We start from the raw sequence: 26,067 nt of genomic DNA on the forward strand, positions 1-26,067 counted from the left end.
CATAGAACGGACCCGCGTACTGAGTTAGGCGTACCTTAGTTTAGGCTTCCCGATCGAGTCGCCTGTCATCGCTCGAAGGGAACCTGATCATGCCGCGCCCGCTGCGGGTAGCCATAGTCGGAGCCGGCCCGGCCGGGATCTACGCCGCCGACGCCCTGCTCAAGTCCAAGGTGGCGGCCGAGCCCGGCGTGTCCATCGACCTCTTCGAGCGGATGCCCGCCCCGTTCGGCCTGATCCGTTACGGCGTCGCCCCCGACCACCCGCGTATCAAGGGCATCATCACGGCCCTGCACCAAGTGCTCGACAAGCCCCAGATCCGCCTCTTCGGCAACGTCGACTACCCGGCCGACATCAACCTGGACGACCTGCGCGCCTTCTACGACGCGGTGATCTTCTCCACCGGCGCGACGGCCGACCGCGACCTGCGGATCCCCGGCATCGAGCTCGACGGCTCCTACGGCGCGGCGGACTTCGTCTCCTGGTACGACGGCCACCCGGACGTGCCGCGCACCTGGCCGCTCGAGGCCGAGAAGGTCGCCGTGCTCGGCGTCGGCAACGTAGCCCTCGACGTGGCCCGCGTCCTCGCGAAGACGGCCGACGAGCTGCTGCCGACCGAGATCCCGCCGAACGTGTACGAAGGCCTGAAGGCCAACAAGGCCCTGGAGATCCACGTCTTCGGCCGCCGCGGCCCGGCCCAGGCGAAGTTCAGCCCGATGGAGCTGCGCGAGCTGGACCACTCCCCCAACATCGAGGTCATCGTCGACCCCGAGGACATCGACTACGACGAGGGCTCGATCGAGACCCGGCGCGGCAACAAGCAGGCAGACATGGTCGCCAAGACGCTGGAGAACTGGGCGATCCGCGACGTGGGCGACCGGCCGCACAAGCTGTTCCTGCACTTCTTCGAGTCGCCGTCCGAGATCCTCGGCGAGGACGGCAAGGTCGTCGGCCTGCGCACCGAGCGCACGGCCCTCGACGGCACCGGCAACGTCAAGGGCACCGGCCGGTTCAAGGACTGGGACGTCAGCGCGGTCTACCGTGCGGTCGGTTACCTCTCCGACAAGCTCCCCAAGCTGCCCTGGGACATCGACTCGGGCACGGTCCCGGACGAGGGCGGCCGGGTCATCGAGGAGAGCGGCGCGCACCTGCAGTCCACGTACGTCACCGGCTGGATCCGGCGCGGCCCCGTCGGCCTGATCGGCCACACCAAGGGCGACGCCAACGAGACGGTGGCCAACCTCCTGGACGACTTCGCGAACGCCCGGCTGCACACGCCCGCCTCCCCCGCCCCGGAGGCCGTCGACGCCTTCCTCGCCGAGCGGAACGTCCGGTTCACCACCTGGGAGGGCTGGTACCGCCTGGACGCCGCCGAGAAGGCGCTCGGTGAGCCGCAGGGCCGGGAACGCGTGAAGATCGTCGAGCGCGAGGACATGCTGCGCGAGAGCGGGGCGTGAAGCCCGGCGAGGACCGCGGGACGGGCCGGGTCAGCCGGTCGTGGCGGTGACGTCGCCGTTGACGGTGGTGAGGGACATACGGCGGCCGTCGGCCGCGGACGCGGTCGGAATCGCGACCGACGGACGTCCGTTCGCCGCCCGGGCCGTGACCCGGTAGGCCGGGGCGCCGTGCGGCAGCGCGACGCGGACCGAACCGTTGGTGGTGGCCGCCGCGACCGTGGCCGGCGCGGTGGCGCAGTCGAGGTCCACGTCGCCGTTGACCGTTCCGGCCCGCAACCGCCCCGCCTCGAGGGCGGTCGCGCGCACCGAGCCGTTGCGGGTGGCAAGCCGCACGACGGCCCCCTCGCGGCCGGAACGGGTCACCGTGACATCACCGTTGACGGTCGTCAGGTCCAGCGCGCCGGACACCCCCGCGGCGTCGATGCCGGCGTCGCGTGCGGAGACGGTGACGGCCGTGCCCGCCGGGACGTCCACCTCGGGCAGGCGGGGGCACCGGGCCGCCCGGTCGCCGTGCGGCGGGCAGGACAGGTCCAGCACCCAGGTGTCGCCGTGGTGGGACCAGTGCCGGTCGACGCGCTGGTCCACGTCGGCCGCGGAACCGTCGGCCGGGCGCAGCCGCAGCCCGTTGCCGGTGGTGATCACCAGACGGGCGGCCCCGGATCGGCCCGGCAGAGCCGCGAGCGGACGGCCGTCACCGTGGTCGTCCTGGTGCCCCCCGCCCGAGCAGCCCGCGGCGGCGAGGACGACCGCGAGCAGAACGGCCGCGCGCCGCACGGGCACCCTTCTCGTTGTGTCCATGTCGGACGCTTTCCCCCGCCGAGGGGGTCCATGGCCTCGCCGCGGGCCGGAAGCGGGCATGCCGGGCGGACGGGGTCCGCCCCTAAGCGGATGGTGGGCAGGCCCCGTCCGTGCGCCATTGTCGTGCCCGGGGGCACATCCGCGGTATGTGTGAAGCGCCACCCCGCGCAGTGCGCCGCGCACACCCCGTGCGCGCGACACGAGCCCCGGTGAAACGCGGCCCCCGCCTGTGGTGCCGCGATCAACGGCCGCAATACTGGAGGCCGCCCGCCCGTCCCCCTCCGCAGATTGGCCCATGTCGAACTCCGCCACCGACCGCGCCACGACCCCCCGCACCGTGTGGCTGGCCCGCGGCCGCCACACCGGTTCCCTCGCCGAGGACGTCCTCCGCCGTACCCTGCGCCGGCTGAAGGTGGACGAGGTGCTCGACGACTTCGCCGAGCCACCGGACCCGGACGACACCCCCGGACGGGTCTTCGAAGCACGCTGGCGGGCCCCGGGCGGGGTGACCGTACGGGCCCGCCTGACCCTGCTGCCCCCGCAGAGCGCGGAGGACGGCAGGGAGTGGACCCTCGTCGCGGAGGCGGAGCGGCCCTGGGACGACGCGTGGCCGTCGCCCGCCACGATGTTCTGGCCGGACGGCTCCGACGGCACGGACACCGCCTGGGACCATCACCACGCCGTGCCGGAGCTGCGCCTGAGACACGTCAACCCGCTCCCGGCCGACGACAAGGACATGCGGCGCGTCCTGCGGAGCGCGGCGCGCGAGTCCTGGTGCGTCAACGTCGTGGTGCACGAGGCGATGACCCCGGACGAACGCGGCAAGCAGCCGCTGGCACGCCTGCTGCCCCCGGGGCTGCGGCACCGGGTCGTGGAGCACCGGGCCGCCCCGCACCAGCTGCGCGCCGTCAACTACGCCCTGAAGGACCTCGGCGTCGAGGTACCGCGCGGCGGTGCGGTGGTCCTGCCGCCACAGCCGGCCCCGCCCGGGTACGACGGCAAGGACTTCTCGGTGCGCAGCGTCTTCCTGGACGGCTCGGAACCGGCCGAACTCGTCGGCGTACTGCGCCGCTTCACCACCCTTCCGCGTCCGCTCCCCGAAAGCGCCGAGGAGGCGCTGGCCGGGCTGCGGGAGAGGTGGACACTGCTGACCGTCGAGGAGGACCTCGCCCGCCACCGGGAACTCGTCGCCAAGTACGCCGAGGCGCTCGAGGCCATGACGAAGTCCCGCGACCTCTACCGGGAGGCCGCGGAGCGGGCCGGCGAGGCACTGGCCGCCTACCGGGACGCGCAGCCCGCACCGCCCGCCGAGCAGCCCGCCGAGCAGCCGGCGTCCCCGTTGCAGCAACTCACCCGGACCTTCGAACGACTGAAGCTCAGTGCCATGGGGCTGCGACAGGCGCCTGTCCCGGCCCGCGCGGAGGACGCCGACGACACCGACGAGGGCGAGGGGCGGCGCCCCGTCTCGTAATCCGCCCGGAGGCGATAGGGCGGGCGGTACGGGGAAAGCGAGAGGGAACCGGCCTGCCCGAGGGCCGAGGCGGCCGGGAGGAGGCCTCATGGACGGGACCACGACGTGGTTCGTGGTCGCCGCGGTCGTCGCGGCGGCCCTGCTGGCAGCGGCTCTGGCCGTCCTGGTACGGCTGGTGCGCACCCGGCGGGACCTGCGCCGGGCCGGGCTGCCCACCGGATCGCGCTGGGTGTTCTGGGGAGCCGTCCTCTATCTGGTCCTTCCCACCGACCTGCTGCCCGACCCCATATACCTGGACGACATCGGCGTTCTGCTCCTCGCCCTGCGCAGCATGCGGGCCGCCCGGCCGCTGCCACCGGACGAGGCCGAATCCTGACGCCCCGCGGGCCGGCCCGGCCCACCATGGTGCGATGCAGCCCACGTTCACCGGGATCCCCGGTCTGTCCGGGACGCCCGACGTCGCCGTCGTCGTCGATGTGATGCGCGCCTTCACCGTGGCCGCCGGGGCCTTCCGGCAAGGGGCCGAGCGCATCCTGTTCACCCAGACCGCCGAGGAGGCACTGGAGCTGAAGGCCCGCCACCCCGGCTGGCCGGCCTTCCAGGACGGCGAGCCCAGGCCCGGCTTCGACCTGGCCAACTCCCCCGCCCGCCTCCGCTCGCTCGACCTGGCGGGCCGCACCGTGGTGCAGAAGACCACCGCCGGCACCGCCGGCGCGCCGGCCGTCGCCGACGCCCGGCTCCTGCTGTGCGCGAGTTTCGCCGTGGCCGGAGCGACGGCGGGACTCCTGCGCCGCGCACGGCCCGCGGCGGTCACCTTCGTCGTCACCGGCGACGGCGGCGAGGCCGAGGAGGACCTGGCCTGCGCCCAGTACATCGCGGCCCGCACCGCCTCCGACACCGCCGACCCGGCTCCCTATGTCACCCGCGCCCGGCACTCCGGCGGCGCCGCCCGCCTCGCGGACGGGGTCCGGCGCGGCTGGGCGGGCGTCCATCCCGAGGACGTGGGACTGTGCCTCGAGGTGGACACCTGCGGGTTCGCCATGGTGGCCCGGCGCGAGGAGGGGCGGCTGGTGCTCCGGGCGGTGTGAACGACGCCGTCCGGAAGCGAAGCTCCACCGTCCGCCCAGGTGCGGTTCTCGGCCGTCGTGACGCATTCTTGCTGTGTCACCCACCCGGTGGCGCACGGACGAGGCAGGGGCGATGACTGGGAGCGGGGAGCACGCGGACCGGGCCCGCGGACGGCTGGCCCGGCTGCTCGTCGACGCCTCGAAGCAGGCTCTCGTCACCGCCGGCGGATGGGTGAGCGGTGTGTACCTGCCCTCCACCACACCAGGACTGCTCCGGCTCGCGGTACTGGTCGGGCTGCCCGGACCGCTGTTCAGGCCGTGGTGGCAGCTGCATGTGAAACAGCCCTTCCCGGTGGCCGACGCCTACCGGCTCGGTGTCCAGGTGGTGCTGGCCAACGCCACCGAGACGGTACGCCGCTACCCTCAGCTCGCGGCCGGTCTGCCGTTCCAGTTCGGATCGCTGTACGTGCCCGTGCCCGGTGCGAAGTCGGCCATGGGGGTACTGACCGTGCTGCGTCCGGCGGCCACGGAAGCAGCGGACGAGCTGCCCGACCCCGATGCCCTGGTCCCGCTGGCCGAGGAGCTGGGCGCCGAGCTGCGCCTCCTCACGAACGGCGACGCGGGCGCGGTCGTCTGGGACGGGGAGCCGCTGTGCGCACGCCCGCCCTCGGCGTCCCCGATGCCCTGGCCCGTCGGCCGGTTCACGTGGGACCCGGCGACCTCCGTGGTGACCGTGGACGGCGGGCTGCACGATCTGCTGGGCGGGCGCCCCGGGGACTTCACCGGAACCGGGGAGGCCCTCGCCCGGGCCCTGGCCCCGGCCGACGCCCACCGGATCACGGCGGCGCTCGCCGAGACGGCCGCCGGGAGACCGCCCCCGCTGCCGCTGCACGTCCGGACCGACGACGGCACCCCGAGGCTGCTGGAGCTGTGGGCGCCGGAGCACTCGTCCGGTCCGTCCCCGGTGCGGGGCCTGGTGCTCGAACCCGGCCCCGCCACGTCCGGTGACGCGGCGGCCGACCCGCTGCCGCAGGGTGTGTTCCGTCTCGACCGGCTAGGCGTCATCGGTTACGCCAATCCGGCCGCGGCCCGTCTGCTGGGCCAGGAGCGCGCGCGGCTGCTCGGGCGTCCCTTCGGGGACGTCCTGCCGTGGCTCAGCAGACCGCCGTACGAGGACCACCTGCGCGGTGCCCTGCTCTCCCCGGAACCGGTGCACTTCCACGTGCGGCGGCCGGGAGACGGTGACGGCGACTGGCTCGCGATGTCCCTCCATCCCGGTCCGGACGGGCTCACCTGCACCGTCGTTCCGGCGAACCGGATGGACCCGGCCGCGGACACGACCGTCGACCTGCCACCGGCCGAGCCCGTACCGGGTGACCCCGTCGACCCCTCCCTCGCGCCGCTGTACCGGCCCATCGCCCTCGCCATCGCGCTGACCGACGCCGTCACCGCCCGTCAGGTGTCCGAGGTCGTCATGCGGGAGCTGCTGCCCGCCTTCGGCGGCCGGCGTCTGGCGATCTACCTGCTGCAGGAGCGGCACCTGTACCTGGCCTGGGAGACCGGCTTCCCGCAGGGCTTCCTCGCGCCCTTCGACGGGGTCGGCCTCGACGCGCACCTGCCCGGCGTGGAGACGCTCACCACGGGCCGGCCGATCTTCTTCGAGTCCATGCAGCAACTGAACGCCTCCTACCCGGGCATCCCCCTGGACGCCACGGAGGGCGCCCGCGCCTTCCTGCCGCTGATCGCCTCGGGGCGCCCGGTCGGCTCCTGCATCCTGGGCTTCGAGCGCAACCGCGGGTTCAGCACCGAGGAACGCACCGTCCTCACCGCGCTCGCCGGACTGATCGCGCATGCCCTGGAGAAGGCGCAGCGCTACGACTCCGAGGCGGCGCTCGCCCGGGGACTGCAGCAGGCGCTGCTGCCCCGGCGGCTCTCGGCGCATCCGCGGGTGGAGACCGCCGGACGGTATCTGCCCGGCACCCAGGGCATGGACGTCGGCGGCGACTGGTACGACGTCGTGGAGGCCGGGGACGGTCTGGCGCTGGTCATCGGGGACGTCCAGGGGCACGGGGTGCAGGCGGCGGCCACCATGGGGCAGCTGCGCAGCGCGGTCCGTGCCTTCGCGCTCGGGGACCGGCCGCCCGACGAGGTGATGAGCGGCACGAACCGCCTGCTCATCGACCTCGACCCGGGACAGTTCGCCAGCTGCTGCTATCTGCGCCTCGACCCCGCCACCGGGGTGGCCCGGGTCGCCCGCGCCGGGCATCCGCCGCCGCTGCTGCGCTCCCCCGACGGGCGCACCCGCGTCCTCGACCTTCCCGGCGGTGTCGTCCTGGGTGTGGACCCGCGTGCACGCTATCCGGTGACGGAGCTGACCCTGGAGCCCGGCGCCATCCTCGCCCTGTACACGGACGGGCTCGTCGAGCGGCCCGGCGCGGACATCGACGCCGGGATCGGCGCGCTGCGGGTGGCTCTGGCCCGGGCGGGTGCCGCCGCCGGACGCCGGGGCGGCCGCTCCCTGTCCGGTGTGGCGGACCGCATCACCTCGACGGCCCGGCACGCCACCGACCGCCCCGATGACGTCGCCCTGCTGCTCGCCATGCGGCGGACGGCGGCGGGCGACCGGCAGTAGCTCGCCATGCGGCGGACGGCGGCGGGCGACCGGCGGTGACCTCGGGCCGCCCGTGGCCCACGACGCCGGCCCGTCCCTGCCCCCCGGGCTGCCCGGAGCACATGCGGTCTTCTCGAGGGCAGCCCCTCGCCTACGGAAGCCGGGCAGTGTAGACATGGGGCATGGTCCGACTGTTGGGCCGGACCGCGCTCCGGCCGGTTCGCCGGTCCGGAGAACCGCAGGCGCCGCTTCCACCGCGGCAGGACGGCACCGGACCGCGCCCGGAACGGGCCGGCGGGCTGCGGTCGGCGCTGGGCGGACGCAGCGTCGCCGGCCAGGTCTTCGTGTTCCAAGTGGTGATCGTGCTGCTGCTGGTGGTCTCCGCGGTGGTGGCGCAGGTCCTGCAGGTCCGTCACGACAGCGACATCGAGGCCGAGAACCGTTCCCTGGCCGTCGCCGAGACGTTCGCCAACGCACCGGGCACGGCGGCGGCCCTGCGCGGCAAGAACCCGACGGCCGTGCTCCAGCCGAGGGCCGAGGCCGCCCGCAAGGCCGGCCGGGTGGACTTCATCGTCGTGATGAACACGGACGGGATCCGCTACACCCACCCCAAACGGGACCGCATCGGCAAGAAGTTCGTGGGGACGATCGCGCCCGCGGTGGCCGGGCACACCGTGATCGAGCACGTCAACGGCACCATCGGGCCGCTGGTGCAGGTCGTGGTCCCGGTCCGGGCCCCCGACGGCACCGTGGTCGGTCTGGTGTCCTCCGGCATCACCACGGCGCACGTCGGCGGTGCCGCGGACCAGCAGCTGCCGCTGCTGCTGGCCGCCGCCGCGGCGGCGCTGGCCCTGGCGACCGCGGGGACGGCCCTGGTGAGCCGGCGGCTGCTGCGCCAGACGCACGGCCTGGGCCCGTACGAGATGACCCGGATGTACGAGCACCACGACGCGGTGCTCCACGCCGTCCGGGAGGGCGTCCTCATCGTCGCCGACGACGGCCGGCTGCTGCTGGCCAACGACGAGGCGCACCGCCTCCTCGACCTGCCCGAGGACGCCGAACGCCGTCATGTGCTGGAACTCGGCCTCGACGCCGCCACCGCGGGACTGCTCGCGTCGGGCCGGGTCGCCACCGACGAGGTGCATCTGGTGAAGGACCGGCTGCTGGCGATCAACCAGCGGCCGACGGACCTCAGGGGCGGCCCGCCCGGCAGCGTGACCACGCTGCGCGACTCCACCGAGCTGCGCGCCCTGTCGGGCCGTGCGGAGCTGGCCCGCGCACGCCTCGACATGCTGTACGACGCCGGGGTCGGCATCGGCACCAGCCTGGACGTGACCCGTACCGCGGAGGAACTCGCGGAGCTGGCCGTGCCCCGGTTCGCGGACTTCGCCACCGTCGACCTGTTCGACGCCGTGATCGAGGGTGCGGAGCCGCAGCCGGGGACCGCCCTGCGCCGCACCGCGTGCAGCGGCATCCGTGCGGACGCGCCGCTGTATCCGGTGGGCCGGCGCATCCGGTTCGTGGCGACCTCGCCGCAGGCCCGCAGTCTGGCCGCGGGCCAGTCGGTCGTGGAACCGCGGCTGAAGGAGGCACAGGGCTGGCTGGCGCAGGATCTGGAACGCACCGAGCAGGTCGTGGAGTACGGCATCCACTCGCTGGTCACCGTGCCGCTGCGGGCGGGCAGCCTGGTGCTGGGCGTGGCGAACTTCTGGCGCTCCGAGAAGCCCGAGCCGTTCGACGCCGAGGAGGTGGCGCTCGCCGAGGAGCTGGTGGCCCGTGCCGCGGTGTCCATCGACAACGCGCGCCGCTACACCCGCGAGCACAGCATGGCGGTCGCCCTGCAGCGCAGTCTGCTGCCCCGCTCCCTGCCCGAACAGGGCGCTCTGGAGATCGCCTACCGCTACCTGCCCGCGCAGGCGGGGGTCGGGGGCGACTGGTTCGACGTTCTGCCGCTGTCCGGGGCGCGGGTGGCGCTGGTGGTGGGCGACGTGGTGGGGCACGGGCTGCACGCGGCGGCCACCATGGGGCGGCTGCGCACGGCCGTGCACAACTTCTCCGCGCTGGACCTGCCGCCCGACGAGCTCCTGGCTTTGCTGGACGAGCTGGTCGGCCGGATCGACCAGGACGAGACGCCGGCGGACGGCGCCGCGGTGGTCACCGGGGCGACCTGTCTCTACGCGGTGTACGATCCGGTCTCCCGCCGCTGCACCGTCGCCCGGGCGGGTCATCCCCCGCCCGCGCTGGTCGGGCCCGACGGGAGTGTCGACTTCCCCGAAGTGCCCGCCGGGCCGCCGCTCGGCCTGGGTGGGCTGCCGTTCGAGGCGGCCGAGCTGGAACTGCCGGAGGGCTCCCGGCTGGTGCTGTACACGGACGGTCTGGTCGAGGACCGGGACCGGGACATCGACGAGGGCCTGGAGCTGCTGCGGGGCGCCCTGAAACGGGCCGGGGACTCCCCCGAGGACACCTGCCGGGCCGTGCTGGACCGGCTGCCCGCACGGCCGAGCGACGACGTCGCGCTGATCGTCGCCCGCACCCGCACCCTGGACGCCGACCGGGTCGCCGAGTGGCAGGTGCCGTCCGAACCGGCGGCCGTCTCCGAGGTACGGGCCGCGGTGGCCCGGCAGTTGGGCCGGTGGGGACTGGAAGACCTGGAGTTCGCCACGGAGTTGATCCTGAGCGAGCTGGTCACCAACGCCATCCGGTACGGCCGCGGGCCCATCGGCGTACGGCTGCTGCGTGACCGGGCCCTGATCTGCGAGGTGTCCGACGGCAGCACCACCTCACCGCACCTGCGGTACGCGGCGACCACCGACGAGGGCGGTCGCGGCCTGTTCCTCGTCGCGCAGCTGGCCGAGCGGTGGGGCACCCGCTACACCCCCACCGGCAAGATCATCTGGGCGGAGCAGGCGATGCCGTGAGAGCGGCGTCGGCGGAGTGCGCCGGGAATGCGGAAGAGCGCGTCGGGAACGCGGGACCGCACGAGCGGACCCGGCCGTCGCATTCGTCGACGGCCGGGTCCGGTGGACCGTGACGAGGCGTTCGCCGCCCTCGTCACGGCCGTGCGCGGCGTCTGGCTTTCGCGGGGACCGGGGCCGCCTTCCCTCTGCCGGACCGGTGGCCGGTTCCCGCTTCGCCTGAGCCGCGGAGTGTGCGTCAGCCGCCGTTCAGCCGCGAGCGCAGCAGCTGCTTGCCCAGCTCGGCTCCCTTGCGGCTGTCCGCCTGCGCCTTGCGGAACAGGTCGACGACCTCCTGGTCCTTGTCGCGTTCCGCGTCCTGGATGTACTGATCGAGGCGGAGAGCGTTGCTCAGACACGCCTCGACGTACCAGACCAGGTTGTAGTCCTTGTCCCGGGTGCCGGTGACGTCGCCGGTCTCGGTGCTGCTGGTCATAGGAACTGCCTCCATCTCCTGACCCAGCGTCGCTGTGCTTTCCGACAGGCGACCGAGTACCCGTGCGCCCGACGGGCACACCGGCCCGGACCGGGACTATTCGTCGATGACCGCACCGAACCGGGCACCGTGGCCGTTTCCGCCCAGGGCTGCGGCGCCGTAGACCCAGGAGCCGTCGGCGAGCAGGCCGCCGCCGCCCGCGGGCAGCAGCCACACCGCGCCGTCCCCCGCGTTCTCACCGGGCGCCGAGGCGAGCAGTTCGGCACGGCCGTCGCCGTCGGTGTCCGCGAGCCGGACCTGGGCGCCCCAGTCGTCGTCCGCCTCGGCGATGCCGGGGATCCGGCGGGAGTTCTGGTCGAAGGACTGGGCGCCGGTCCCGGTCAGGCCCTTCGCGGTGCCGCGCAGCAGCCACACCGCGCCCGCGTCGGCGACCGTGCCCACGTCCTCGCCGGGTGCGCCGACGGCCACGTCCGCATAGCCGTCGCCGTTCACGTCGGCCACGGACAGGTCGGCGCCCCAGGCGTCGCCCTGCTCGGCCGTGCCGGGCACCCCCGGGGAGTTCTGCGACCACCACTGCGCGGGTGTTCCGGGGTCCTGGGTGCCGGCCGGCCCGTCCTCGCCACCGTAGTAGACGCCGACCAGGCCGCCCGGCGCGTCCGCGACGTCGGAGGCGCTGGGCTGGCCGACGACGAGGTCGTCGTAGCCGTCGCGGTTGATGTCCCCGGAGGCCGCTCCCAGGCCGCCCTGCAGGTCCCGCCGGTAGCCCAGGCCCTCGGCGCCGCCCGCGTAGTACGCGGACCAGCCCTGGCTCGAGTCACCGGGAGCGAAGCCGGAGACGACGAGGTCGGCGTAGCCGTCGCGGTCGTAGTCGCCGGTGGTCACAGAGGCGGGCTGCAGTTTGCGGCCGGTGGAGTGCGGTGCGCCGACGCGCCGGAGGACGCCCGCGTGGTAGGTGAAGGCGGTCAGGCCCACCTTCTCGTCGACGGCGACGAGTTGGTCCGCGTCCGTGTCCCCGGTGAACCGGGCGGCGGCGACCGCCAGACCGAACCGGGCCAGGCGGGCGGGCTTCGCGGCGGTGACGGTGGCGGTGCGTTCGGCGCCCAGGCCGGCCTTGGAGCCGTACAGGACGGTCACCCGCCCCGCGTCGGCGACGCTGCCCTCGTCCTCGCCGGGCGCGCCGATGACCGCGTCGTCGTAGCCGTCGCCGTCCAGGTCTCCGGTGGCGACCGCCTGACCGAAGTCGTCCCAGGCCTCCGAGGTGCCGGGCACACCCTTGGTGGACTGGCTGATGACCGCGGTGCGGCCCTTGGGCATCGTCCTGTTGGTGCCGATGCCGTTCGGGGCGCCGTACTGGACGGTGACGTATCCGGCGCCCTTCTTGCCGTCGACGGTTCCCTCGGGGACGCCGGTGAGGACGTCGGTGTAGCCGTCGCCGTTGAAGTCGCTGTTCCGGTCGGCGGCGCTGGTGCCGCCGGGAACGCCCGCGAACGCGGACGGTGCGGCCAGGATGCCGGCGCCTGCCAGCAGCAGGAAGGAGGCGGCCGTGGCCGCGGCGGAGGCCGCGGTGCGGCGGGTCGTGCGTGCGATGCGGGTCATGTCCCGTTCCCCCATGGTCGGTTGACGTCCCGTCGGATCCCGTTTGATGGCCGACGTCCTGTTCGACACGGGACACCCAAGGGGAGTTGTGGTGCCGCGCCCCGCTGTTACGCTCCGGTGACAGACATTGCCGGAGCGTGACGCTCCGCGCCCTCAGCCGAGGGCGCGGTCCAGGCTGAAGGCGGCGCTGATCAGGGAAAGGTGGGTGAACGCCTGCGGGAAGTTGCCCTGTTGCTCACCGGTACGGCCGATCTCCTCGGCGTACAGGCCGAGATGGTTGGCGTAGGTGAGCATCTTCTCGAACGCCAGCCGTGCCTCCTCCAGCCGGCCCGCCCGCACCATGGCCTCGACGTACCAGAAGGAGCAGATCGAGAAGGTGCCCTCGTCGCCGCGCACTCCGTCCGGGCTGGCCTGCGGGTCGTAGCGGTAGACGAGGGAGTCGGAGACCAGTTCCTCGGTCAGGGCGTCCAGGGTGGACAGCCACTTGGGGTCGGTCGGGGCGATGAACTTGGCCAGCGGCATCATCAGCACGGAGGCGTCCAGCACGTCGCCTCCCTCGTGCTGGACGAAGGCGCGGCGCCGCGGTGACCAGCCGCGGTCCATGATCCGCCGGTAGATGGTGTCCCGGCTCTGCCGCCAGCGCCGGTGGTCGGCGGGCAGGCCGCGCCGGGTGGCCAGGCGGATGGCCCGCTCGATGGCCACCCAGCACATCAGGCGGGAGTAGAGGAAGTTCTGGCGTCCGCCGCGGGTCTCCCAGACGCCTTCGTCGGGCTGGTCCCAGTGGTCGCAGACCCAGTCGACGAGCTGGCAGACGTCGTCCCACTGGTCGCTGGAGATGGGCTGGGCCCACTTGTCGTAGAGGTAGATGGAGTCGATGAGGGCGCCGTAGATGTCGAGCTGGAGCTGGTCGGCGGCGGCGTTGCCGACCCGGACCGGAGCCGATCCCTGGTGGCCGGACAGATGGCGCAGTTCGCGTTCGGGCAGGTCGGTGCGGCCGTCGATGCCGTACATGATCTGCAGCGGACCGGACGCGCGGCCGTCGCCGGGGCTGATGTGAGTGGTCACGAACCGCATGAACGCCGCGGCCTCACCGGAGAAGCCCAGCCGCAGCAGGGCGTACACGCAGAAGGCGGCGTCGCGGACCCACACGTAACGGTAGTCCCAGTTGCGCTCGCCGCCCACCTGCTCAGGGAGGCTGGTGGTGGGCGCGGCCACGATCGCGCCGGTCGGCGCGTAGGTGAGCAGCTTCAGGGTGAGGGCGGAGCGGTGGACCATCTCGCGCCAGCGGCCGCGGTAGCGGGACTGCGAGAGCCAGCGCCGCCAGTAGGCGACCGTGGCGGCGAACTGCCGCTCGGCCTCGGCGTGTGCGCAGCCGCGCGGGGTGACCCGGTCGCCGACCTGGTCCAGGGCGAACACCGCGGTCTCCCCCTCCGTGAGCTTGAAGTCGGCGCACGCGTCCGCGCCGTCGCTCTCCAGCGGTACCGTCGCGGTCAGTGCCAGGGACATGTCCGGGGACTCGAAGAGGGCGGTGTCGCCCAGCACGCTCAGGGTGTGCGGGGCGGCGCCGTAGTCGAAGCGCGGAGCGACCCGGGCCCGGAAGGGTACGGTGCCGCGGACGCACAGGACGCGGCGGATCAGCCGGTGCCGGCCGGCCTCGGAGGGCTCCGTGGACTCTCCGCTCACGGGCATGAAGTCCTGTACCTCGCCGACGCCGTCCTCGGTGAAGAACCGGGTGATCAGCACGTTGGTGTCGGGGAAGTAGAACTGCTTGGTCCGGGACGGCACGGCCGCCGCGAGCCGGAAGGCCCCGCCGCGCTCAGCGTCGAGGATCGCCGCGAAGACGCTGGGGGCGTCGAAGGCCGGACAGCAGTACCAGTCGATGGTGCCGTCGCTGCCGACCAGGGCCACACTGCGCAGGTCACCGATCAGGCCGTGCTCGGCGATCGGCAGCGGGCTCGTGCTCCGGGGTACGTCCTGTGAAAGCTGCGTCTCGGCCATGTGCGGCCTCCCGGCTGCGGGCGAACGGGCTGGTTCCAGCTTAGGGCCCCGAGGTTTCCTTCCGCCGGGTCCAGGTACCTCGTCAGCTCCGGACGCTGGGCCTCGCCCCCTTCGGGATGCAGGGCGCGGCCAAGCGGTGAATCGTGAGAGTGGGCCCCGGTCCCGCGGCAGGGGCGGTACGGGCCCGAGGAGGAGGCATCATGTCGACGTCAGAACCCGAAACGTCCCGGTCGTCCGACGACCTGTGCACCCCGGACTCGCTGCTCCACACCGGCTCCGGCGGCCAGGTCACGCCGGAGGACCTGGTGCTGGCGACGGGCCGGGACGTCACCCCGGCGAACCTCGAGTGGGCCCAGCGCAAGCTGGCGGCCGAGGGCCCGGCCGCCATGGAGAAGCTGCTGCCCTGAGGCGCGGCGCGCGGCGGGGGCGACGACGCCCCCGCCGGTGAATCCGGCAGTGTCCGCCGCGCGGCCGCCGGCCGCGCCGGGTGGTGGTTCGCCGTGCACACTTCCGCTGCGGGCCCGGGGGCTGTCAGACTCCGGTGATGCCCGGCTTCGACTTCGACATGCTCGTCATCGGATCCGGACCCGGCGGCCAGAAGGCCGCCATCGCCGCGGCCAAGCCGGGCCGCCGCGTCGCGGTCGTCGACCGCCCCGACATGGTCGGCGGGGTCTCCCTCCACACCGGCACCATTCCCTCCAAGACGCTGCGCGAGGCGGTGCTGTACCTCACCGGCCTCAGCGAGCGGGTCGAGGTCCTCGCGACAACCCGGACGGGACCACCGGCAGGCGTCGCGAGCTGGGCGAAGGCATCGCCGGCCTGAGAACATCCGCACGCTTCACCCAGGCATCCTTCTGCGCGGCCACGGGTCCTGGCCGACGCCATCTGCAGCGGATCGAGGGCGGCGACGCCGACTCCCCGTTACAGCGACCTGCTGCGGATCGCCGCCGTCCACGCCCCGGTAGTAGGCAATCCGGGCGCCTACTCCGCCCTGAGCGGCAGCTCCGGCATTCTTCCGACTGATCGTTTCCGCATGAGATCTTGGTCTGACCTCTCTGCTGAGGCGGTTGTTCAGTGGCGCGGCGGAACCGGTTTGCCTGCTTGCGCCTTGGCGTGACAGGAGTTGAGGGGAGAGCCTTGTCGAGTTTGAGCTTCCCGCCGGTGCGGGCGGTCGGACGCGGAGCGGCCTGGTACCGCGGGGACTGCCATGTCCATTCCGTCCACTCGGACGGGGAACTCACCCCTGAAGAGTTGGCGGTTCGGGCGCGTGCCGCCAGGCTCGACTTCATCGCGACGACGGAGCACAACTCAGCTGCGGGCGCCGGTGCATGGGGGGACCTGGCTGCCGATGACTTCTTGATCCTTCTCGGTGAGGAAGTAACCACGAAGACCGGGCACTGGCTCGCGCTCGGCATCGGTCCCGGTGAGGTCGTCGACTGGAACCACCAGGTCAGGGACGGGCTGATCGGTCAGTGCTTGGATCAGGTCCATCGAGTAGGGGGCCTGTGCGTGGTCGCGCACCCGCATGCGCCCTACCCGTCTGGCGACTTCATGTTCCCCTTCCAGGGCTTCGACGTGGTGGAAGTGTGGAACGGACTGTGGACTTCGGACCGGCCCTGGAATGCCGACAATGAGGCGGCCCTGGCGGAGTGGGGGCGGAGCCTCGCCGCGGACTTCCACACGGGCTTGTGGCGGCCGGCGATGGGCAACAGCGACACCCACTTGGAGGGGCAGATCGGCATCCCTCACACCGTGGTCTTCGCCGAGGAGCTGAGCACCGAGGCGGTCCTGGCCGGAATCCGAGCCGGCCGCAGCTGGATCGCCGAGTCGGCGGACGTGGACGTGTCTTTCACCGCCCATGCCGATGGTCGCGTTGCCGGGGTGGGAGAACGGCTCGCCGCTCATGGTGGGCGAGTGGAAGTGCAGGCAGCAGTACGAGGTGTGCCGGTGGGGACCGTCAGCTTCCACACCGATCGAGGGGAGGTTCACCGGGCGTCTCTCCGTGGTGAGGGGGCGGGTGTGGTGCAGTGGGACACGACGGCGCAGGACTCGGCGTTCGTCCGCATCGAGGTGCGCCATCCCGACGGGCACGTCGCCGCGCTCACCAATCCGATCCTCCTCAACTGACCGCTCGCTTCACCGTGAGGGTGCGCAGGCGACGGAGGCATATGAGGCTGCAGGCGGGTTCGAGCAGCGAACGCGCACTACCGACGCCGACACGAGCACGGAGACTGGCATGTCGCCGCACAACAGCACTCGCTGAACCACTTTCTCGGCCAGCTCCACCACTGTCTCAAGACGCGGCAGCATTTCGACGAACAGCAATCCTTTGGTCCGCTCCTTCCAGCGCCTGCTGCTCCGCTCCTTCCAGCGCCTGCATGCCCGCCGACCCGACCGACTTCGTCGACGAGAAAAACAACACCTCGACAGAGCCACGCTGTCGAGCGCGAACTCAACCAGAGTGCTTGACCGGGGCCCGCAGGCCGAGCCATTGATCGGCGTCCCAGGCCCGGAACCGTTCTGCTTCGGTGAATCCCAGCTTCGCCGCGAGGCGCATCGAGCGGGCGTTGGCGGTCTGGGTCGCGAGCACCACCGGCTCACCCGGAAGGACGTCTTCGAGCCAGTCCAGTGCCGCCGCGCACGCTTCGGCGGCATACCCGAATCCCCACGCCCGCGGCAGGAACAGGTAGCCGAGATCGACCTTCCCCACGGCAGTGGGGCAAAGGTGCTCCGTTGCTCTCCTGAGCAGGACCTGGCCGATCATCGCACCGTCCAGCTCGACGACGAAACTCCCGGGCCGTCGCCCGGGCACCTCGGGCATCTCGCGCTCAAGCTCGTCACGCGGGCGGGGGCCGCCGAGGTAGGTGTGCACCTGCGACGAGGCGTGCAGCTCGATGAACGCCGCACGGTCCCAGGCCTGGGGCTCACGCAGCACGAGCCTCTCGGTCTTGATCGGTGCAGGCGGCCACGCAATGGGTCCGAGATCATTCATGTCGGCCAGCCAAGCAGCGGCCTCAGTGCTGATCAAGACTCGCGGTCCCCGAACGGCCGATGAGCAGGCTGTGGCGTCTCGACCGCATGGCCCACACCAGGCTGCCCAGGCGCGTACGGGCCGGGCCGCGCTGAGGCCGACGGGCGGAAAGGCCGCAGCCCGCAGGGAGGGGCGCGCTCACCGGTCCGGCTCCTGGCGACCGGCCCCGCCCCGGAAGCGGCGCGGGCTATTCGGGCAGCTCCGTCTCGTCCTCGACGACGTGCACCGCCGCCTCCTCCGCACCGGCCGCTCCCCCGTCGATGCCCACGTCCTCCGCGACGCTCTCCTTCGTGGTGTCGGGGTGGGCGCCTTCGTCGGGGGCGACGAGTCGGCCGGCGCGGCCGGTGCCCGCCTCGGGGTCGACGGGCTCGCCGTCACCGCCCGGCAGGTCTCCCACGGCGTCCCCGGGAGGCGGTGACACGTCGGGCCGCTCCTGGGCCAGCCGCTGGTCGAGGCTCTCGCCCTCGTGCTGCTCGGCCGCGGTCGTGCCGTAGCGGGTGGCGCCCAGCGGCTTCTCCGGGGGCGAATAGCCCTCGTCGAGGGTGTCGTCGTAGGTCCGCTCGTCCAGCGCGTCCTGCAGGTCCAGGGGCGCGGCGTCCTCCTGGTCCTCGTTGTTCCCGGTCGGCTGGTACGCGTCGTCCGCCATCGGGGTCTGTTCCGGCTGCTGGTCGCTCATCGCCGCTCCCTTTCGTCGCTCGACGCCTGTGCTGTCGCGGTTCCCGGTCCGCGTTTCCCGCAGCCCGGCCTCTAATCCCCCGTGCCCCAATCGTCCTGACCTGCGAGGGAGTTGCGGTCCGCCGCGCTCACCGGGCGGTTACCGGGCGCTCGCCGCGGCCGGCTCCTCTCCCCCCTGCTCGACCGGCCGGGCCGGTCCCGCCGTCCCTGTCGCCTCCTTCAGCCCCTTGGTCCATTTCTCCTCGATCCGGCCGACCTTCCACACCAGCAGGGCCGCGGCCCAGGCCGCGAGGAACAGGCCGGCGACGACGAAGCCGAGTACGTTCAGGTCGAGGCCGCCGACCCAGTCCCAGAACGGGCCGTGCAGGGCGAACCGGTCGGCGAGCAGGCCGAGGAGTTCGGCCGTGCCGATGAGCAGGGCGACGGCGACGGACAGGCCGGTGACGGTCAGGTTGTAGTAGACCTTGCGGACGGGCTGGGAGAACGCCCAGCCGTAGGCGAAGTTCATGAACGAGCCGTCGACGGTGTCGAGCAGCGACATGCCGGCGGCGAACAGCACGGGCAGGCACAGGATCGCGTACCAGGGCAGGCCGGAGGCGGCACCGGATCCGGCCAGCACGAGCAGTGCGATCTCCGTGGCGGTGTCGAAACCGAGGCCGAAGAGCAGGCCCAGCGGGTACATCTGCCACGGCTTGCGCACCGACTTGGTGACGCGGCCGAGGAGGCGGTTCATGAAGCCCCGGTTGTTCAGGTGCTCCTCCAGGGCGGCCTCGTCGAAGTGGCCGGAGCGCATCCGGCGGAACACCTTCCAGATGCCGGCCAGGATGACGAGGTTGATCGCGGCGATGAGGTAGAGGAACGTCCCCGAGACCGTCGTGCCGATCAGGGCGGTGATGTCGTGCAGCCGCGAGTCGTCGTCGCGGACCGGGCCCGCCACGGTGCGCACGCCCAGGGACAGCAGCAGGGCCAGGCCGAAGACGACGCTGGAGTGGCCGAGGGAGAACCAGAAGCCGACCGACAGCGGCCGCTGCCCGTCGCCCATCAGCTTGCGGGTGGTGTTGTCGATCGCCGCGATGTGGTCGGCGTCGAAGGCGTGCCGCATGCCCAGTGTGTACGCGGTGACGCCGATGCCGATGCCGAAAGGCCGGGCGCCGACGCTGTAGTGCTGCGGCGCCACGACCGCCACCAGTGTGAACCAGCCGACGAGGTGCAGCCCCAGCACGACGGCGGCCATGCCGCCGGCCCTGATCCACTCCTGCCGCGTCATGGAGCCGCGGACGCGGTGCCAGGCCGAGCGCTTCGTCCCGGACTGTGCGGGGAGGGTCGGAGCGGAATCAGGGGCGGCCGTCATCGGGGTGCTTGTTTCCTTCGGTCGGGCACGAGCGGCTGCCATCCACAGCCTTGTGCCATCATCCAGTACCTGCAAGTCATGTGCAGTAAAACCGGGGGCAGGCCTTGGCCATGAGGAGGGAAAGTCAGACCGCCGGCAGCCCCCGGCCCAGCCAGTCCTTCGAGTCCCTGACACCCGGCAGAGCGAAGAAGTAGCCGCCGCCCGTCGGGGAGATGCAGTCGACGAGGGGTTCGTCGATCAGCCGGGCCTGGGTGGCCTCGAACTGCCGCTTGACGTCCTGCTGGTAGCAGCAGGAGACCAGCCCCATGTCCAGGTTGCCGACGTCGTCCACGCCCCGGTCGTAGTTGCAGCCGCGCCCGGGGATCCGGGAGTCGTCGCTGGCGGCGGTGCGCGGGGTGGCGAGCCGGATGTGCGCGTCGAGCGGGATGGCCGTGCCGTGCGGGTCCTTGGCGTACCGGGGGATGTCGGTCTCCTTGGCGCCGTCCAGCGGGGCTCCGGTGGGCGTCAGCCGGGTGGGCCTGGTCCTGGTGAGACCGTAGCGGTCGTCGGAGAGGGAGGCGCCCACGCCGACGGTGACGGTGAGCGCGTCGGCGGGCACCTCGGGGCCGAGGATGCCGTTGTCCGACGGCGGGGCGCCGACGCCCAGGTCGGCGGGTATGCCGCCGGCGGTCAGGAAACGGGCCCGTGCGGTGATGGTGCGCAGCAGGTCGGCGAGTTCGGCGCGGGTGTCGGCGATGACGTCGAGGGAGACGAAGGTGGCGGCGGCCGGTGCCGGGGTGATGATCCCCGCCTGGTGGGTGCCGTGGAAGGGGACCTTCGTCGCGCCGCCCGCCTCGGCGGCCTGCGCCTGGGCCGAGCCGGCCCTCCGGCCCAGTGCGAATCCTCCGCCGGCCAGGGCCACGCCCGCGGCCGACGCGCTCAGTGCGCCGCGCACGAAGGAGCGGCGGCCCGCACCGGCCGGGGTGTCGGCCGCGAACGCGGAGGACGCCGAGGACGCCGAGGACGCCGAGGACATGGAGGGGTTCCCTTCTTGCGTGTGCGTGCCCATCAGGCGGACTTCCGGATCTCGAGGAGGTCCGGGACCGGGGCGAGGTCCTCCAGCAGCTGTCCGGTGACTCCGTTCAGCCGCTGCCGGGCCGCCGTGCCGAGCCGGTCGACAGGGGTCCACCGGTCGCCACGGTGGGCCGCGTCCAGCAGCGCCTGGAGGCGGGTGATGTCCGCGTCGACCGTGGGCAGCAGCTTCGGGGCACGACTGGTGAGCAGCGGCTCGAGTACGGTGAGCAGTTCGCGGGTGCCCGCCAGGTCGGTGTCGGCGGTGGCCAGTTCGGTGCCGCTGCCCTGGTCGGCGTCGCCGGTCAGCCCGCCGCCACCTGACTACAGGCGTGTAGTCGACTGGTCATGAAGCGGCAATGGCGGGGCAAAAGCCGGGTCTACACGTTTGTAGTCGTGACAGGCACGGCAAGACGCACGGGGAGGCAGAGACGCACGGGGAGGCAGAGGGAAGGGGCGCGCCGCGATGACCAGGACCTTGTGGGCGGGCACCCTCGCCGTGTGGACGGCGTTCGGCGTGCTGACCATGGTCGTCGCCGGTCACGGCGGGCCCCTGCTCCCGGACCGGGACCTGCTGTCCTGGTCCCTGGCACACCGCCCGCCCGTGGCGGTCGCCGTCGCCCGTGGGCTCACCGGCACCGGGACGGGCGTCGTCCCGTACACGCTGGCGGTGCTCGCCGGGCTGCTGGCGGCGCGGACGCCGCGGCAGCGGCCGGCCGCCGCGGTACTGGCCGTCGCCTGTCTCGGCACGGGACAGAGCCTTCGGTTCGAGGTGATGGAGCTGGTCGCCCGGCTCCGCCCGCCGCGGTACGACTGGCAGACGCACGCCTCGGGGTGGTCGTACCCTTCCGGCCACACCACCACGGCGGCACTCACGGCCGGCCTGCTCTGCCTTGCGGTGTGGGTGCGCGCCCCGCACGGCCGGGTGCCGCTCTGCCTGGCGGTCGGCTGCTGGGGCGCGTCGGTGGGACTCACCCGCATCTTCCTGGGGGTGCACTGGTTCACCGACGTGGTCGGCGGCTGGCTCTTCGCCGCGGGCTGGCTGGGCGTCTGCGTGTGCGCGGGCTCGCGGTGGCTCGCGCCGGGCGTGGTCGCCGGCGGCCGGGAACCCACTGGACCCGCTGAACCCGCGCCAGTGAGGAATTCTCCGGACGTCACGGACCGGGGCTAGTGCCCCGGCATGCGACGTTCGCCCGTGAAGGAGCGGCGTCCGGTGCGTGCTCTGGGGGTCCCCCCGGCCGAAGGCTGGGGGAGTGCCGGCCGGAAGTCCTCGTACTGGATGTACTTGGGCTTTCGGCCGGTGCGGCGAGTGGGGGTGCCCCCTCTGGGGGAGCGTGCCGGGCGTCGCGACGGGGCGAACGTTGCCTGCCGGGGCACTAAGGGGTGTCTTGCGGAACATGCCGGGGTCGCCGGCCCCGGCATGCGCATCCGCGGGGTCGTCCGCCCCGGCGGTCACAGTGCCTTTCGCCGGAGCAGAACCCCGAGGACCAGCAGTCCCGGCGTCAGCGGCAGCCATACGGTGAGCAGCCGGTAGCCGAGCACGGCGGAGGCGGCCGTGGCGGCCGGGGCTCCGGACGCGGTCAGGGCGAGACCGAGGGCCGCGTCGAGGGAACCGAGGCCGCCCGGGGTGGGCAGCAGGGCGGCGGCGCTGCTGGCGGCCAGATACAGCAGGGCCACCCGGGCCGGGGCCAGGGGCAGCCCGACGGCCCGCGTCACGGCGATCAGCACCAGGGAGTGCAACGCGACGAAGCCCGCCGAGCCGCCCCACAGGGCCACCGCGCGGGCCGGACTGGCGTGCACGGCCCGGATGTCGGCGAGAACGGTCGCCAGGGCGGTCCGGCAGCGGGGCCACAGCGGGCTGGCGAGCAGACCGGCCACCAGCAGGAGGGCCGCGAGGACGGCGGGCAGGGCCGCCGGGGGGACGCGCGGGATCCGCAGCAGGCCCGGACAGGCCGGGGCGAGCGCCGCGATGAGCGCACCGCGGACCAGCACGCCGGCGGTGGCCTTGACCGCGAGCGCACTCGCCGAGCGGCCCGCCGGGAGCCCGCAGCGCATCAGGAAGCGCAGGTTCACGGCGCCGGCCCCGAGCCCGGCGGGCAGGACGTGGTTGGCGGCGCAGGCGGCGAACTGCGCCGCCAGCAGCCGCCCGCCGGGCAACGGCCCGGCGACGGCCCCCTGCTGGGCGAACGCCGAGGCGGCCCATGTGCCGGCCGCCGCCGTCGCGGCCACCGCCAGCCAGCCCTGGTCGGCGACGGCCAGCCGCAGGGCGCCGGTCTCCAGGAGCGGCCAGTTCCGCCGGGCCAGGTAGGCGGCGCAGGTCAGGACGGCGAGGCAGACTGCGGTCTGCCCGTACACCCGTCGGCGGCCGGTACCGGCGACGAGGTCCGGCACGGACGTCATCGGCGGGCCACCGGTACGACGTAGTGGATGCGCAGCCCGCCGAAGGCCACGGAGGCCCAGTGCCGGGCGTAGGCGGGTGGCCGGGATCCGGCCGGGACCAGGGTGGCGACCGGGGTGTGGCGCGCGGTGCGGGCGATGATCTCCGCCGTGCTGTTGGCGTTGTGTCCGGCGGTCGCGGCGGAGGAGCATCCGGCGTAGTACGCGATCGGGATGGCGTCGTGCCCGGTGATCAGGCAGGACGGGCGGACGCCGAGTCGGTGCAGCTCGGCGGCGGTACGGGACCAGGTGCGGTGGGAGGCGGTGGTGCGGTCGACGGTGTGCGTCAGGACGACCAGCTGGAGGGCGAGGTGCCCGGCCAGGCCCAGCGCCACCAGTGCCACGGCCACCGGCCGCCAGGCGCGGGAGGGGGCGGTCACCAGGTGGGCCAGCGCGTCGGCCACCGGGAGCGCCAGGAGGGCGTAGGCGGGCAGCAGGAACCGGGGTGCCGCGTAACCGATCATGAACAGGTAAGGGAAGGCGGCCGTCGCCCCGCAGGCCAGCGCCACCAGGGTGGCGGTCCGGCGCCGGGCCCGGACGGCGACGACGAGGCCGGCCACCGCGAGCAGCGGCAGCACGAACCACCAGACGGTGAGCAGCGGGTTGGGCAGCGCGCCCGTGCACGGCCGGCACAGGGCCCGTCCGCCCAGACTGCGCACCTGGTCGACGATCGCGACGTGCCAGCCCAGACCGCCCTGGATCGCCGAGCCGTCGGCCAGCCGCCGGGCGAGGCCGCCATAGCCGACGTACGCCTCGACGACCCACTCCGCCGCTCCCGCCGCCAGACCGGCCAGCAGCATGCCGCCCGGGCGCCAGTGACGGCGGGGCAGGGCGAGCACCAGCAGGGGCAGGGTCACCCAGACCGCGTCGGTGGGCCGCATCAGGGCCATCAGCGCCGCGCTCGCGGCCAGTCCCCACAGGGCGGCCCGGTCCGAGTGGTCGGCGCGGGCGCGCAGGAAGCAGGCGACCGCGGCGAGCGCGCCGACGGCCACCCAGTAGTTGGGCATGACCTGCGGGCCGTAGAAGAGTGTCACCCACAGGGAGGCGAACAGCGCGCCCGCCAAGGCCAGTACCCGGGGCGGGAAGAGGCCGCGCCAGGTGCGCAGCGCGAGGAACAGGGCCAGGCCGGACAGGACGGCCAGGTAGATCCGCAGCAGCGGGGTGGACGAGGACCAGGCCGCCACGGGCGCGACGAGCAGTGAGATGCCGCGCGCCCGGGGTGCGCTGAAGAAGGCCGCCGGGGCGTGCGAGACCTGGCTGACGTACACACTCTCGTCCCAGCCGAGGCCCATGCCGGGCCGGACGAGCAGGAGCTGGGCGAGGGTGAAGGCGACCGCGACGGCGGCGAGCAGGCCGTCGGGGCGGGTGTGCCGGGCGACCCGCGGCACGATCCGCGGACCGCCACGCCGGGTCCCGGTGAGTGTGGTGTGCGTGCTGCCGGACATCATCCCCCTTCGCCCCTACATTATGTAGGGTTTCCGCCACCCTACAGCCTGTAGGGCCGCAGGCGGGACTCGAGAAGACGTACCAGCGAATTCACGAGAAACCCGAAAAACACGGTCAAGCTAACCCTTGGCGGTCCCGCGCGCACGGCGGACACGGCCATCCGCCTGACGGCCCTACGCGCTGTAAGGTTGGGGCATGGCTGGCACAGGGTCCCGGGGCAGAGCGGAGCGGCGCAGCGCCGGGGAACTGGAGAGCGAGGTGCTGGCCGCCCTGTGGGCCGCCGAGCGGCCGCTGACGCCCGCCGAGGTCCAGACCGATATCGGCGGCGGCCTGGCGTACAACACCGTACACACCATCCTCAAGCGGCTGTACGACAAGGGGCTCGTGCTGCGGGACGCGGACGGGCGGCGGGGCGCCTACCGGCCCGCGAAGAACGCGGCCGAGCTGACCGCCGAGGCGATGCACGAGGCCCTCGACCGCGGGCCGGATCCGATCGCCGCGCTGCAGCAGTTCGTGTCCGGTCTGAGCCCGGAGGAGGAGCGGGCCCTGCGGGACCTGCTCGGTGGGGGCGGCGCATGAGGATCGACGTCTACACCCCGCTGCTGCTGTCACTCCTGCTGCCGCTGGTCGGCCCGGTGATCGGCCGGCGGGTGGCGCCGGCGCTCGCCGCCCGGGCACTGGCCTTCGCCGCCGTGCTGACCGCGGCGGCCACCACCTGGTCCCTGGTCCTGCTGGCGACCGCGCTGCTGGGTGACGCGCCCCCGGTGGTCGCGGAGGCCCGGGAGGACGGGCACCGGCTGGCCGATCCGGTACCGGGGGTCATCGGAATCGCCGCGGGGCTCGCCCTCGCCGTCGTCGCCCGGCGTGTGATCCGGGCGGTGCGGGCCGAGCGCGGCACCCGGCGGTCGCTGCGGCGGCTGTGCGCGGGGCATCCCGCGGACACCGAACTGATCGTCGCCGACTCCGCGCTGCCGCAGGCGTTCGCCATCCCCGGGCGGCCGGGCCGGATCCTGGTCACCTCCGCCATGCTGGGCGCCCTGCGACCCGCGGAACGCCGGGTGCTGCTCGCCCATGAGCGGGCCCACCTGGCCCACCGGCACGGATTCCTGGTGACCGCGGCCTCGCTCGCCGCCGCGGCCAATCCACTGCTGCGTCCGATCCGTTCGACCGTGATGTTCCTGGTGGAGCGCTGGGCGGACGAGCAGGCCGCGGCCGCGGTCGGGGACCGGGACACCACGGCGCGTGCGCTGGCCCGCGCCGCGCTCACCGCGGGCGGCGCCCGGACCGGATGCGCGCTGACCTTCACCGACCGCGCCGTCACCCGCCGTATAGCGGCCCTGCAGACGGCCCCTCCCCCGCGGCTGTGGACCGCCGCCCTGGCCGTCCTCGCTCTGGGCGCCCTGCCGGCGCTGGGTGCCGCCGACGCCACCAGCGACCTGATCGGCCTGCTGGCGGGCGCGCTGAGCTGAGATCGACGAACCGGGGGTGCGCCCCCGGTCCGCGGCACCGGGCCGGGCCGCCGGCTGCTGTCCGCGGTGACCGGCCGGGCGCCCGGTGGCCGGGCCTGGCCGGCGACCTGGAGCCGGGCGCACGACACACTGGCGTTCCACCGCGGGCTCGGCCGGCGGGAACCCGCCGCGCTGCCGGGCCGGGAGACGGACGCCGTGGTGTTCCCGGTGCCCGCCTGACCCCG

General features: G+C 73.5%; 23 protein-coding genes and 2 pseudogenes. 15 read left to right on the forward strand and 10 right to left on the reverse strand.

The features are described from left to right. Positions 1 to 89: 89 nt before the first annotated feature. On the forward strand, positions 90 to 1,454 hold the full coding sequence (locus ACWC21_RS02535) for an FAD-dependent oxidoreductase (RefSeq protein WP_450877320.1): 1,365 nt from the start codon (positions 90 to 92) through the stop codon (positions 1,452 to 1,454). A 30-nt stretch (positions 1,455 to 1,484) separates the two neighbouring features. Here the strand turns inward: ACWC21_RS02535 and ACWC21_RS02540 are convergent, their stop codons facing one another. Beyond that, complete coding sequence (locus tag ACWC21_RS02540) at positions 1,485 to 2,252, reverse strand: DUF4097 family beta strand repeat-containing protein (protein WP_450877322.1); 768 nt, start codon at positions 2,250 to 2,252, stop codon at positions 1,485 to 1,487. 295 nt (positions 2,253 to 2,547) lie between these two features. On the opposite strand from ACWC21_RS02540, the gene ACWC21_RS02545 reads away from it, so the two are divergent. The 5 genes from ACWC21_RS02545 (at position 2,548) to ACWC21_RS02565 (ending at position 10,319) form a co-directional block, all read left to right on the forward strand. After that, positions 2,548 to 3,723 (forward strand): hypothetical protein, encoded by a 1,176-nt coding sequence (locus ACWC21_RS02545; RefSeq protein WP_450877324.1) that lies wholly within the window; start codon positions 2,548 to 2,550, stop codon positions 3,721 to 3,723. Between the two features lie 88 nt (positions 3,724 to 3,811). Continuing rightward, a complete protein-coding gene (locus ACWC21_RS02550; protein ID WP_450877326.1) occupies positions 3,812 to 4,099 on the forward strand; it encodes a YkvA family protein in 288 nt (95 codons plus the stop codon). Between the two features lie 34 nt (positions 4,100 to 4,133). Beyond that, complete coding sequence (locus tag ACWC21_RS02555; RefSeq protein WP_450877328.1) at positions 4,134 to 4,811, forward strand: 2-phosphosulfolactate phosphatase; 678 nt, start codon at positions 4,134 to 4,136, stop codon at positions 4,809 to 4,811. 112 nt (positions 4,812 to 4,923) lie between these two features. Further along, positions 4,924 to 7,422 (forward strand): SpoIIE family protein phosphatase, encoded by a 2,499-nt coding sequence (locus tag ACWC21_RS02560; protein WP_450877330.1) that lies wholly within the window; start codon positions 4,924 to 4,926, stop codon positions 7,420 to 7,422. Between the two features lie 161 nt (positions 7,423 to 7,583). After that, positions 7,584 to 10,319, forward strand: a complete 2,736-nt coding sequence (locus ACWC21_RS02565; RefSeq protein ID WP_450877332.1) for a SpoIIE family protein phosphatase — start codon at positions 7,584 to 7,586, stop codon at positions 10,317 to 10,319. 235 nt (positions 10,320 to 10,554) lie between these two features. On the opposite strand, the gene ACWC21_RS02570 is transcribed toward ACWC21_RS02565, so the two are convergent. From ACWC21_RS02570 to ACWC21_RS02580, 3 genes are all read right to left on the reverse strand, one after another. Continuing rightward, the gene (locus tag ACWC21_RS02570; RefSeq protein ID WP_450877334.1) at positions 10,555 to 10,791 is read right to left on the reverse strand and encodes a hypothetical protein; all 237 of its coding nucleotides are present in this window, start codon (positions 10,789 to 10,791) and stop codon (positions 10,555 to 10,557) included. A gap of 96 nt (positions 10,792 to 10,887) precedes the next feature. Further along, the gene (locus ACWC21_RS02575) at positions 10,888 to 12,387 is read right to left on the reverse strand and encodes an FG-GAP repeat protein (RefSeq protein ID WP_450877336.1); all 1,500 of its coding nucleotides are present in this window, start codon (positions 12,385 to 12,387) and stop codon (positions 10,888 to 10,890) included. Between the two features lie 153 nt (positions 12,388 to 12,540). Further along, complete coding sequence (locus ACWC21_RS02580; protein ID WP_450877338.1) at positions 12,541 to 14,385, reverse strand: glycoside hydrolase family 15 protein; 1,845 nt, start codon at positions 14,383 to 14,385, stop codon at positions 12,541 to 12,543. 200 nt (positions 14,386 to 14,585) lie between these two features. On the opposite strand from ACWC21_RS02580, the gene ACWC21_RS02585 reads away from it, so the two are divergent. The 4 genes and pseudogenes from ACWC21_RS02585 to ACWC21_RS02600 all read left to right on the forward strand — a co-directional run. Further along, a complete protein-coding gene (locus ACWC21_RS02585; protein ID WP_450877340.1) occupies positions 14,586 to 14,792 on the forward strand; it encodes a hypothetical protein in 207 nt (68 codons plus the stop codon). Positions 14,793 to 14,929: 137 nt separating this feature from the next. Next, positions 14,930 to 15,133: pseudogene (locus tag ACWC21_RS02590) on the forward strand (FAD-dependent oxidoreductase); the annotation flags it as partial. Between the two features lie 398 nt (positions 15,134 to 15,531). Further along, positions 15,532 to 16,512 carry a CehA/McbA family metallohydrolase gene (locus ACWC21_RS02595; protein ID WP_450877342.1) on the forward strand — a complete coding sequence of 327 codons (981 nt, stop codon included), beginning with the start codon at positions 15,532 to 15,534 and terminating at the stop codon, positions 16,510 to 16,512. Positions 16,513 to 16,578: 66 nt separating this feature from the next. Continuing rightward, positions 16,579 to 16,740: pseudogene (locus ACWC21_RS02600) on the forward strand (IS110 family transposase); the annotation flags it as partial. A gap of 97 nt (positions 16,741 to 16,837) precedes the next feature. On the opposite strand, the gene ACWC21_RS02605 reads toward ACWC21_RS02600, so the two are convergent. From ACWC21_RS02605 to ACWC21_RS02620, 4 genes are all read right to left on the reverse strand, one after another. Continuing rightward, positions 16,838 to 17,377, reverse strand: coding sequence for a GNAT family N-acetyltransferase (locus ACWC21_RS02605; RefSeq protein ID WP_450877692.1), 540 nt, complete (start codon positions 17,375 to 17,377; stop codon positions 16,838 to 16,840). 226 nt (positions 17,378 to 17,603) lie between these two features. After that, positions 17,604 to 18,092 (reverse strand): DUF5709 domain-containing protein, encoded by a 489-nt coding sequence (locus ACWC21_RS02610; protein WP_450877344.1) that lies wholly within the window; start codon positions 18,090 to 18,092, stop codon positions 17,604 to 17,606. Positions 18,093 to 18,230: 138 nt separating this feature from the next. After that, positions 18,231 to 19,442 (reverse strand): HoxN/HupN/NixA family nickel/cobalt transporter, encoded by a 1,212-nt coding sequence (locus ACWC21_RS02615; protein WP_450877346.1) that lies wholly within the window; start codon positions 19,440 to 19,442, stop codon positions 18,231 to 18,233. Positions 19,443 to 19,566: 124 nt separating this feature from the next. After that, positions 19,567 to 20,457 carry a Dyp-type peroxidase domain-containing protein gene (locus ACWC21_RS02620; protein WP_450877348.1) on the reverse strand — a complete coding sequence of 297 codons (891 nt, stop codon included), beginning with the start codon at positions 20,455 to 20,457 and terminating at the stop codon, positions 19,567 to 19,569. Between the two features lie 164 nt (positions 20,458 to 20,621). Here ACWC21_RS02620 and ACWC21_RS02625 point away from each other — a divergent pair, with 164 nt between their 5' ends. Then, a complete protein-coding gene (locus ACWC21_RS02625; protein WP_450877350.1) occupies positions 20,622 to 20,816 on the forward strand; it encodes a hypothetical protein in 195 nt (64 codons plus the stop codon). A 142-nt stretch (positions 20,817 to 20,958) separates the two neighbouring features. Beyond that, positions 20,959 to 21,663, forward strand: coding sequence for a phosphatase PAP2 family protein (locus tag ACWC21_RS02630; RefSeq protein ID WP_450877352.1), 705 nt, complete (start codon positions 20,959 to 20,961; stop codon positions 21,661 to 21,663). 281 nt (positions 21,664 to 21,944) lie between these two features. Here the strand turns inward: ACWC21_RS02630 and ACWC21_RS02635 are convergent, their stop codons facing one another. Then, entirely contained in the window at positions 21,945 to 22,892 is a 948-nt protein-coding gene (locus tag ACWC21_RS02635; RefSeq protein WP_450877353.1) for a lysylphosphatidylglycerol synthase domain-containing protein, read from the reverse strand. Further along, complete coding sequence (locus ACWC21_RS02640) at positions 22,889 to 24,373, reverse strand: hypothetical protein (RefSeq protein ID WP_450877355.1); 1,485 nt, start codon at positions 24,371 to 24,373, stop codon at positions 22,889 to 22,891. Before ACWC21_RS02640 ends, ACWC21_RS02635 begins: the two co-directional genes overlap by 4 nt. 196 nt (positions 24,374 to 24,569) lie before the next feature. On the opposite strand from ACWC21_RS02640, the gene ACWC21_RS02645 reads away from it, so the two are divergent. From ACWC21_RS02645 to ACWC21_RS02655, 3 genes are all read left to right on the forward strand, one after another. Then, a complete protein-coding gene (locus ACWC21_RS02645; RefSeq protein WP_450877357.1) occupies positions 24,570 to 24,953 on the forward strand; it encodes a BlaI/MecI/CopY family transcriptional regulator in 384 nt (127 codons plus the stop codon). After that, positions 24,950 to 25,843, forward strand: coding sequence for a M56 family metallopeptidase (locus ACWC21_RS02650; protein WP_450877359.1), 894 nt, complete (start codon positions 24,950 to 24,952; stop codon positions 25,841 to 25,843). Before ACWC21_RS02645 ends, ACWC21_RS02650 begins: the two co-directional genes overlap by 4 nt. Positions 25,844 to 25,909: 66 nt before the next feature. Next, a complete protein-coding gene (locus ACWC21_RS02655; protein ID WP_450877361.1) occupies positions 25,910 to 26,062 on the forward strand; it encodes a hypothetical protein in 153 nt (50 codons plus the stop codon). Positions 26,063 to 26,067: the final 5 nt, after the last annotated feature.

The organism is Streptomyces sp. NPDC001348, from assembly GCF_053597535.1.

Coding starts and splice junctions, on each gene's coding strand:
- ACWC21_RS02535 (WP_450877320.1), top strand. CDS start 90: ATGCCGCGCCCGCTGCGGGTAGCCATAGTCGGAGCCGGCCCGGCCGGG.
- ACWC21_RS02540 (WP_450877322.1), bottom strand. CDS start 2,252: ATGGACACAACGAGAAGGGTGCCCGTGCGGCGCGCGGCCGTTCTGCTC.
- ACWC21_RS02545 (WP_450877324.1), top strand. CDS start 2,548: ATGTCGAACTCCGCCACCGACCGCGCCACGACCCCCCGCACCGTGTGG.
- ACWC21_RS02550 (WP_450877326.1), top strand. CDS start 3,812: ATGGACGGGACCACGACGTGGTTCGTGGTCGCCGCGGTCGTCGCGGCG.
- ACWC21_RS02555 (WP_450877328.1), top strand. CDS start 4,134: ATGCAGCCCACGTTCACCGGGATCCCCGGTCTGTCCGGGACGCCCGAC.
- ACWC21_RS02560 (WP_450877330.1), top strand. CDS start 4,924: ATGACTGGGAGCGGGGAGCACGCGGACCGGGCCCGCGGACGGCTGGCC.
- ACWC21_RS02565 (WP_450877332.1), top strand. CDS start 7,584: ATGGTCCGACTGTTGGGCCGGACCGCGCTCCGGCCGGTTCGCCGGTCC.
- ACWC21_RS02570 (WP_450877334.1), bottom strand. CDS start 10,791: ATGACCAGCAGCACCGAGACCGGCGACGTCACCGGCACCCGGGACAAG.
- ACWC21_RS02575 (WP_450877336.1), bottom strand. CDS start 12,387: ATGACCCGCATCGCACGCACGACCCGCCGCACCGCGGCCTCCGCCGCG.
- ACWC21_RS02580 (WP_450877338.1), bottom strand. CDS start 14,385: ATGGCCGAGACGCAGCTTTCACAGGACGTACCCCGGAGCACGAGCCCG.
- ACWC21_RS02585 (WP_450877340.1), top strand. CDS start 14,586: ATGTCGACGTCAGAACCCGAAACGTCCCGGTCGTCCGACGACCTGTGC.
- ACWC21_RS02605 (WP_450877692.1), bottom strand. CDS start 17,377: ATGAATGATCTCGGACCCATTGCGTGGCCGCCTGCACCGATCAAGACC.
- ACWC21_RS02610 (WP_450877344.1), bottom strand. CDS start 18,092: ATGAGCGACCAGCAGCCGGAACAGACCCCGATGGCGGACGACGCGTAC.
- ACWC21_RS02615 (WP_450877346.1), bottom strand. CDS start 19,442: ATGACGGCCGCCCCTGATTCCGCTCCGACCCTCCCCGCACAGTCCGGG.
- ACWC21_RS02620 (WP_450877348.1), bottom strand. CDS start 20,457: ATGTCCTCGGCGTCCTCGGCGTCCTCGGCGTCCTCCGCGTTCGCGGCC.
- ACWC21_RS02630 (WP_450877352.1), top strand. CDS start 20,959: ATGACCAGGACCTTGTGGGCGGGCACCCTCGCCGTGTGGACGGCGTTC.
- ACWC21_RS02635 (WP_450877353.1), bottom strand. CDS start 22,892: ATGACGTCCGTGCCGGACCTCGTCGCCGGTACCGGCCGCCGACGGGTG.
- ACWC21_RS02640 (WP_450877355.1), bottom strand. CDS start 24,373: ATGTCCGGCAGCACGCACACCACACTCACCGGGACCCGGCGTGGCGGT.
- ACWC21_RS02645 (WP_450877357.1), top strand. CDS start 24,570: ATGGCTGGCACAGGGTCCCGGGGCAGAGCGGAGCGGCGCAGCGCCGGG.
- ACWC21_RS02650 (WP_450877359.1), top strand. CDS start 24,950: ATGAGGATCGACGTCTACACCCCGCTGCTGCTGTCACTCCTGCTGCCG.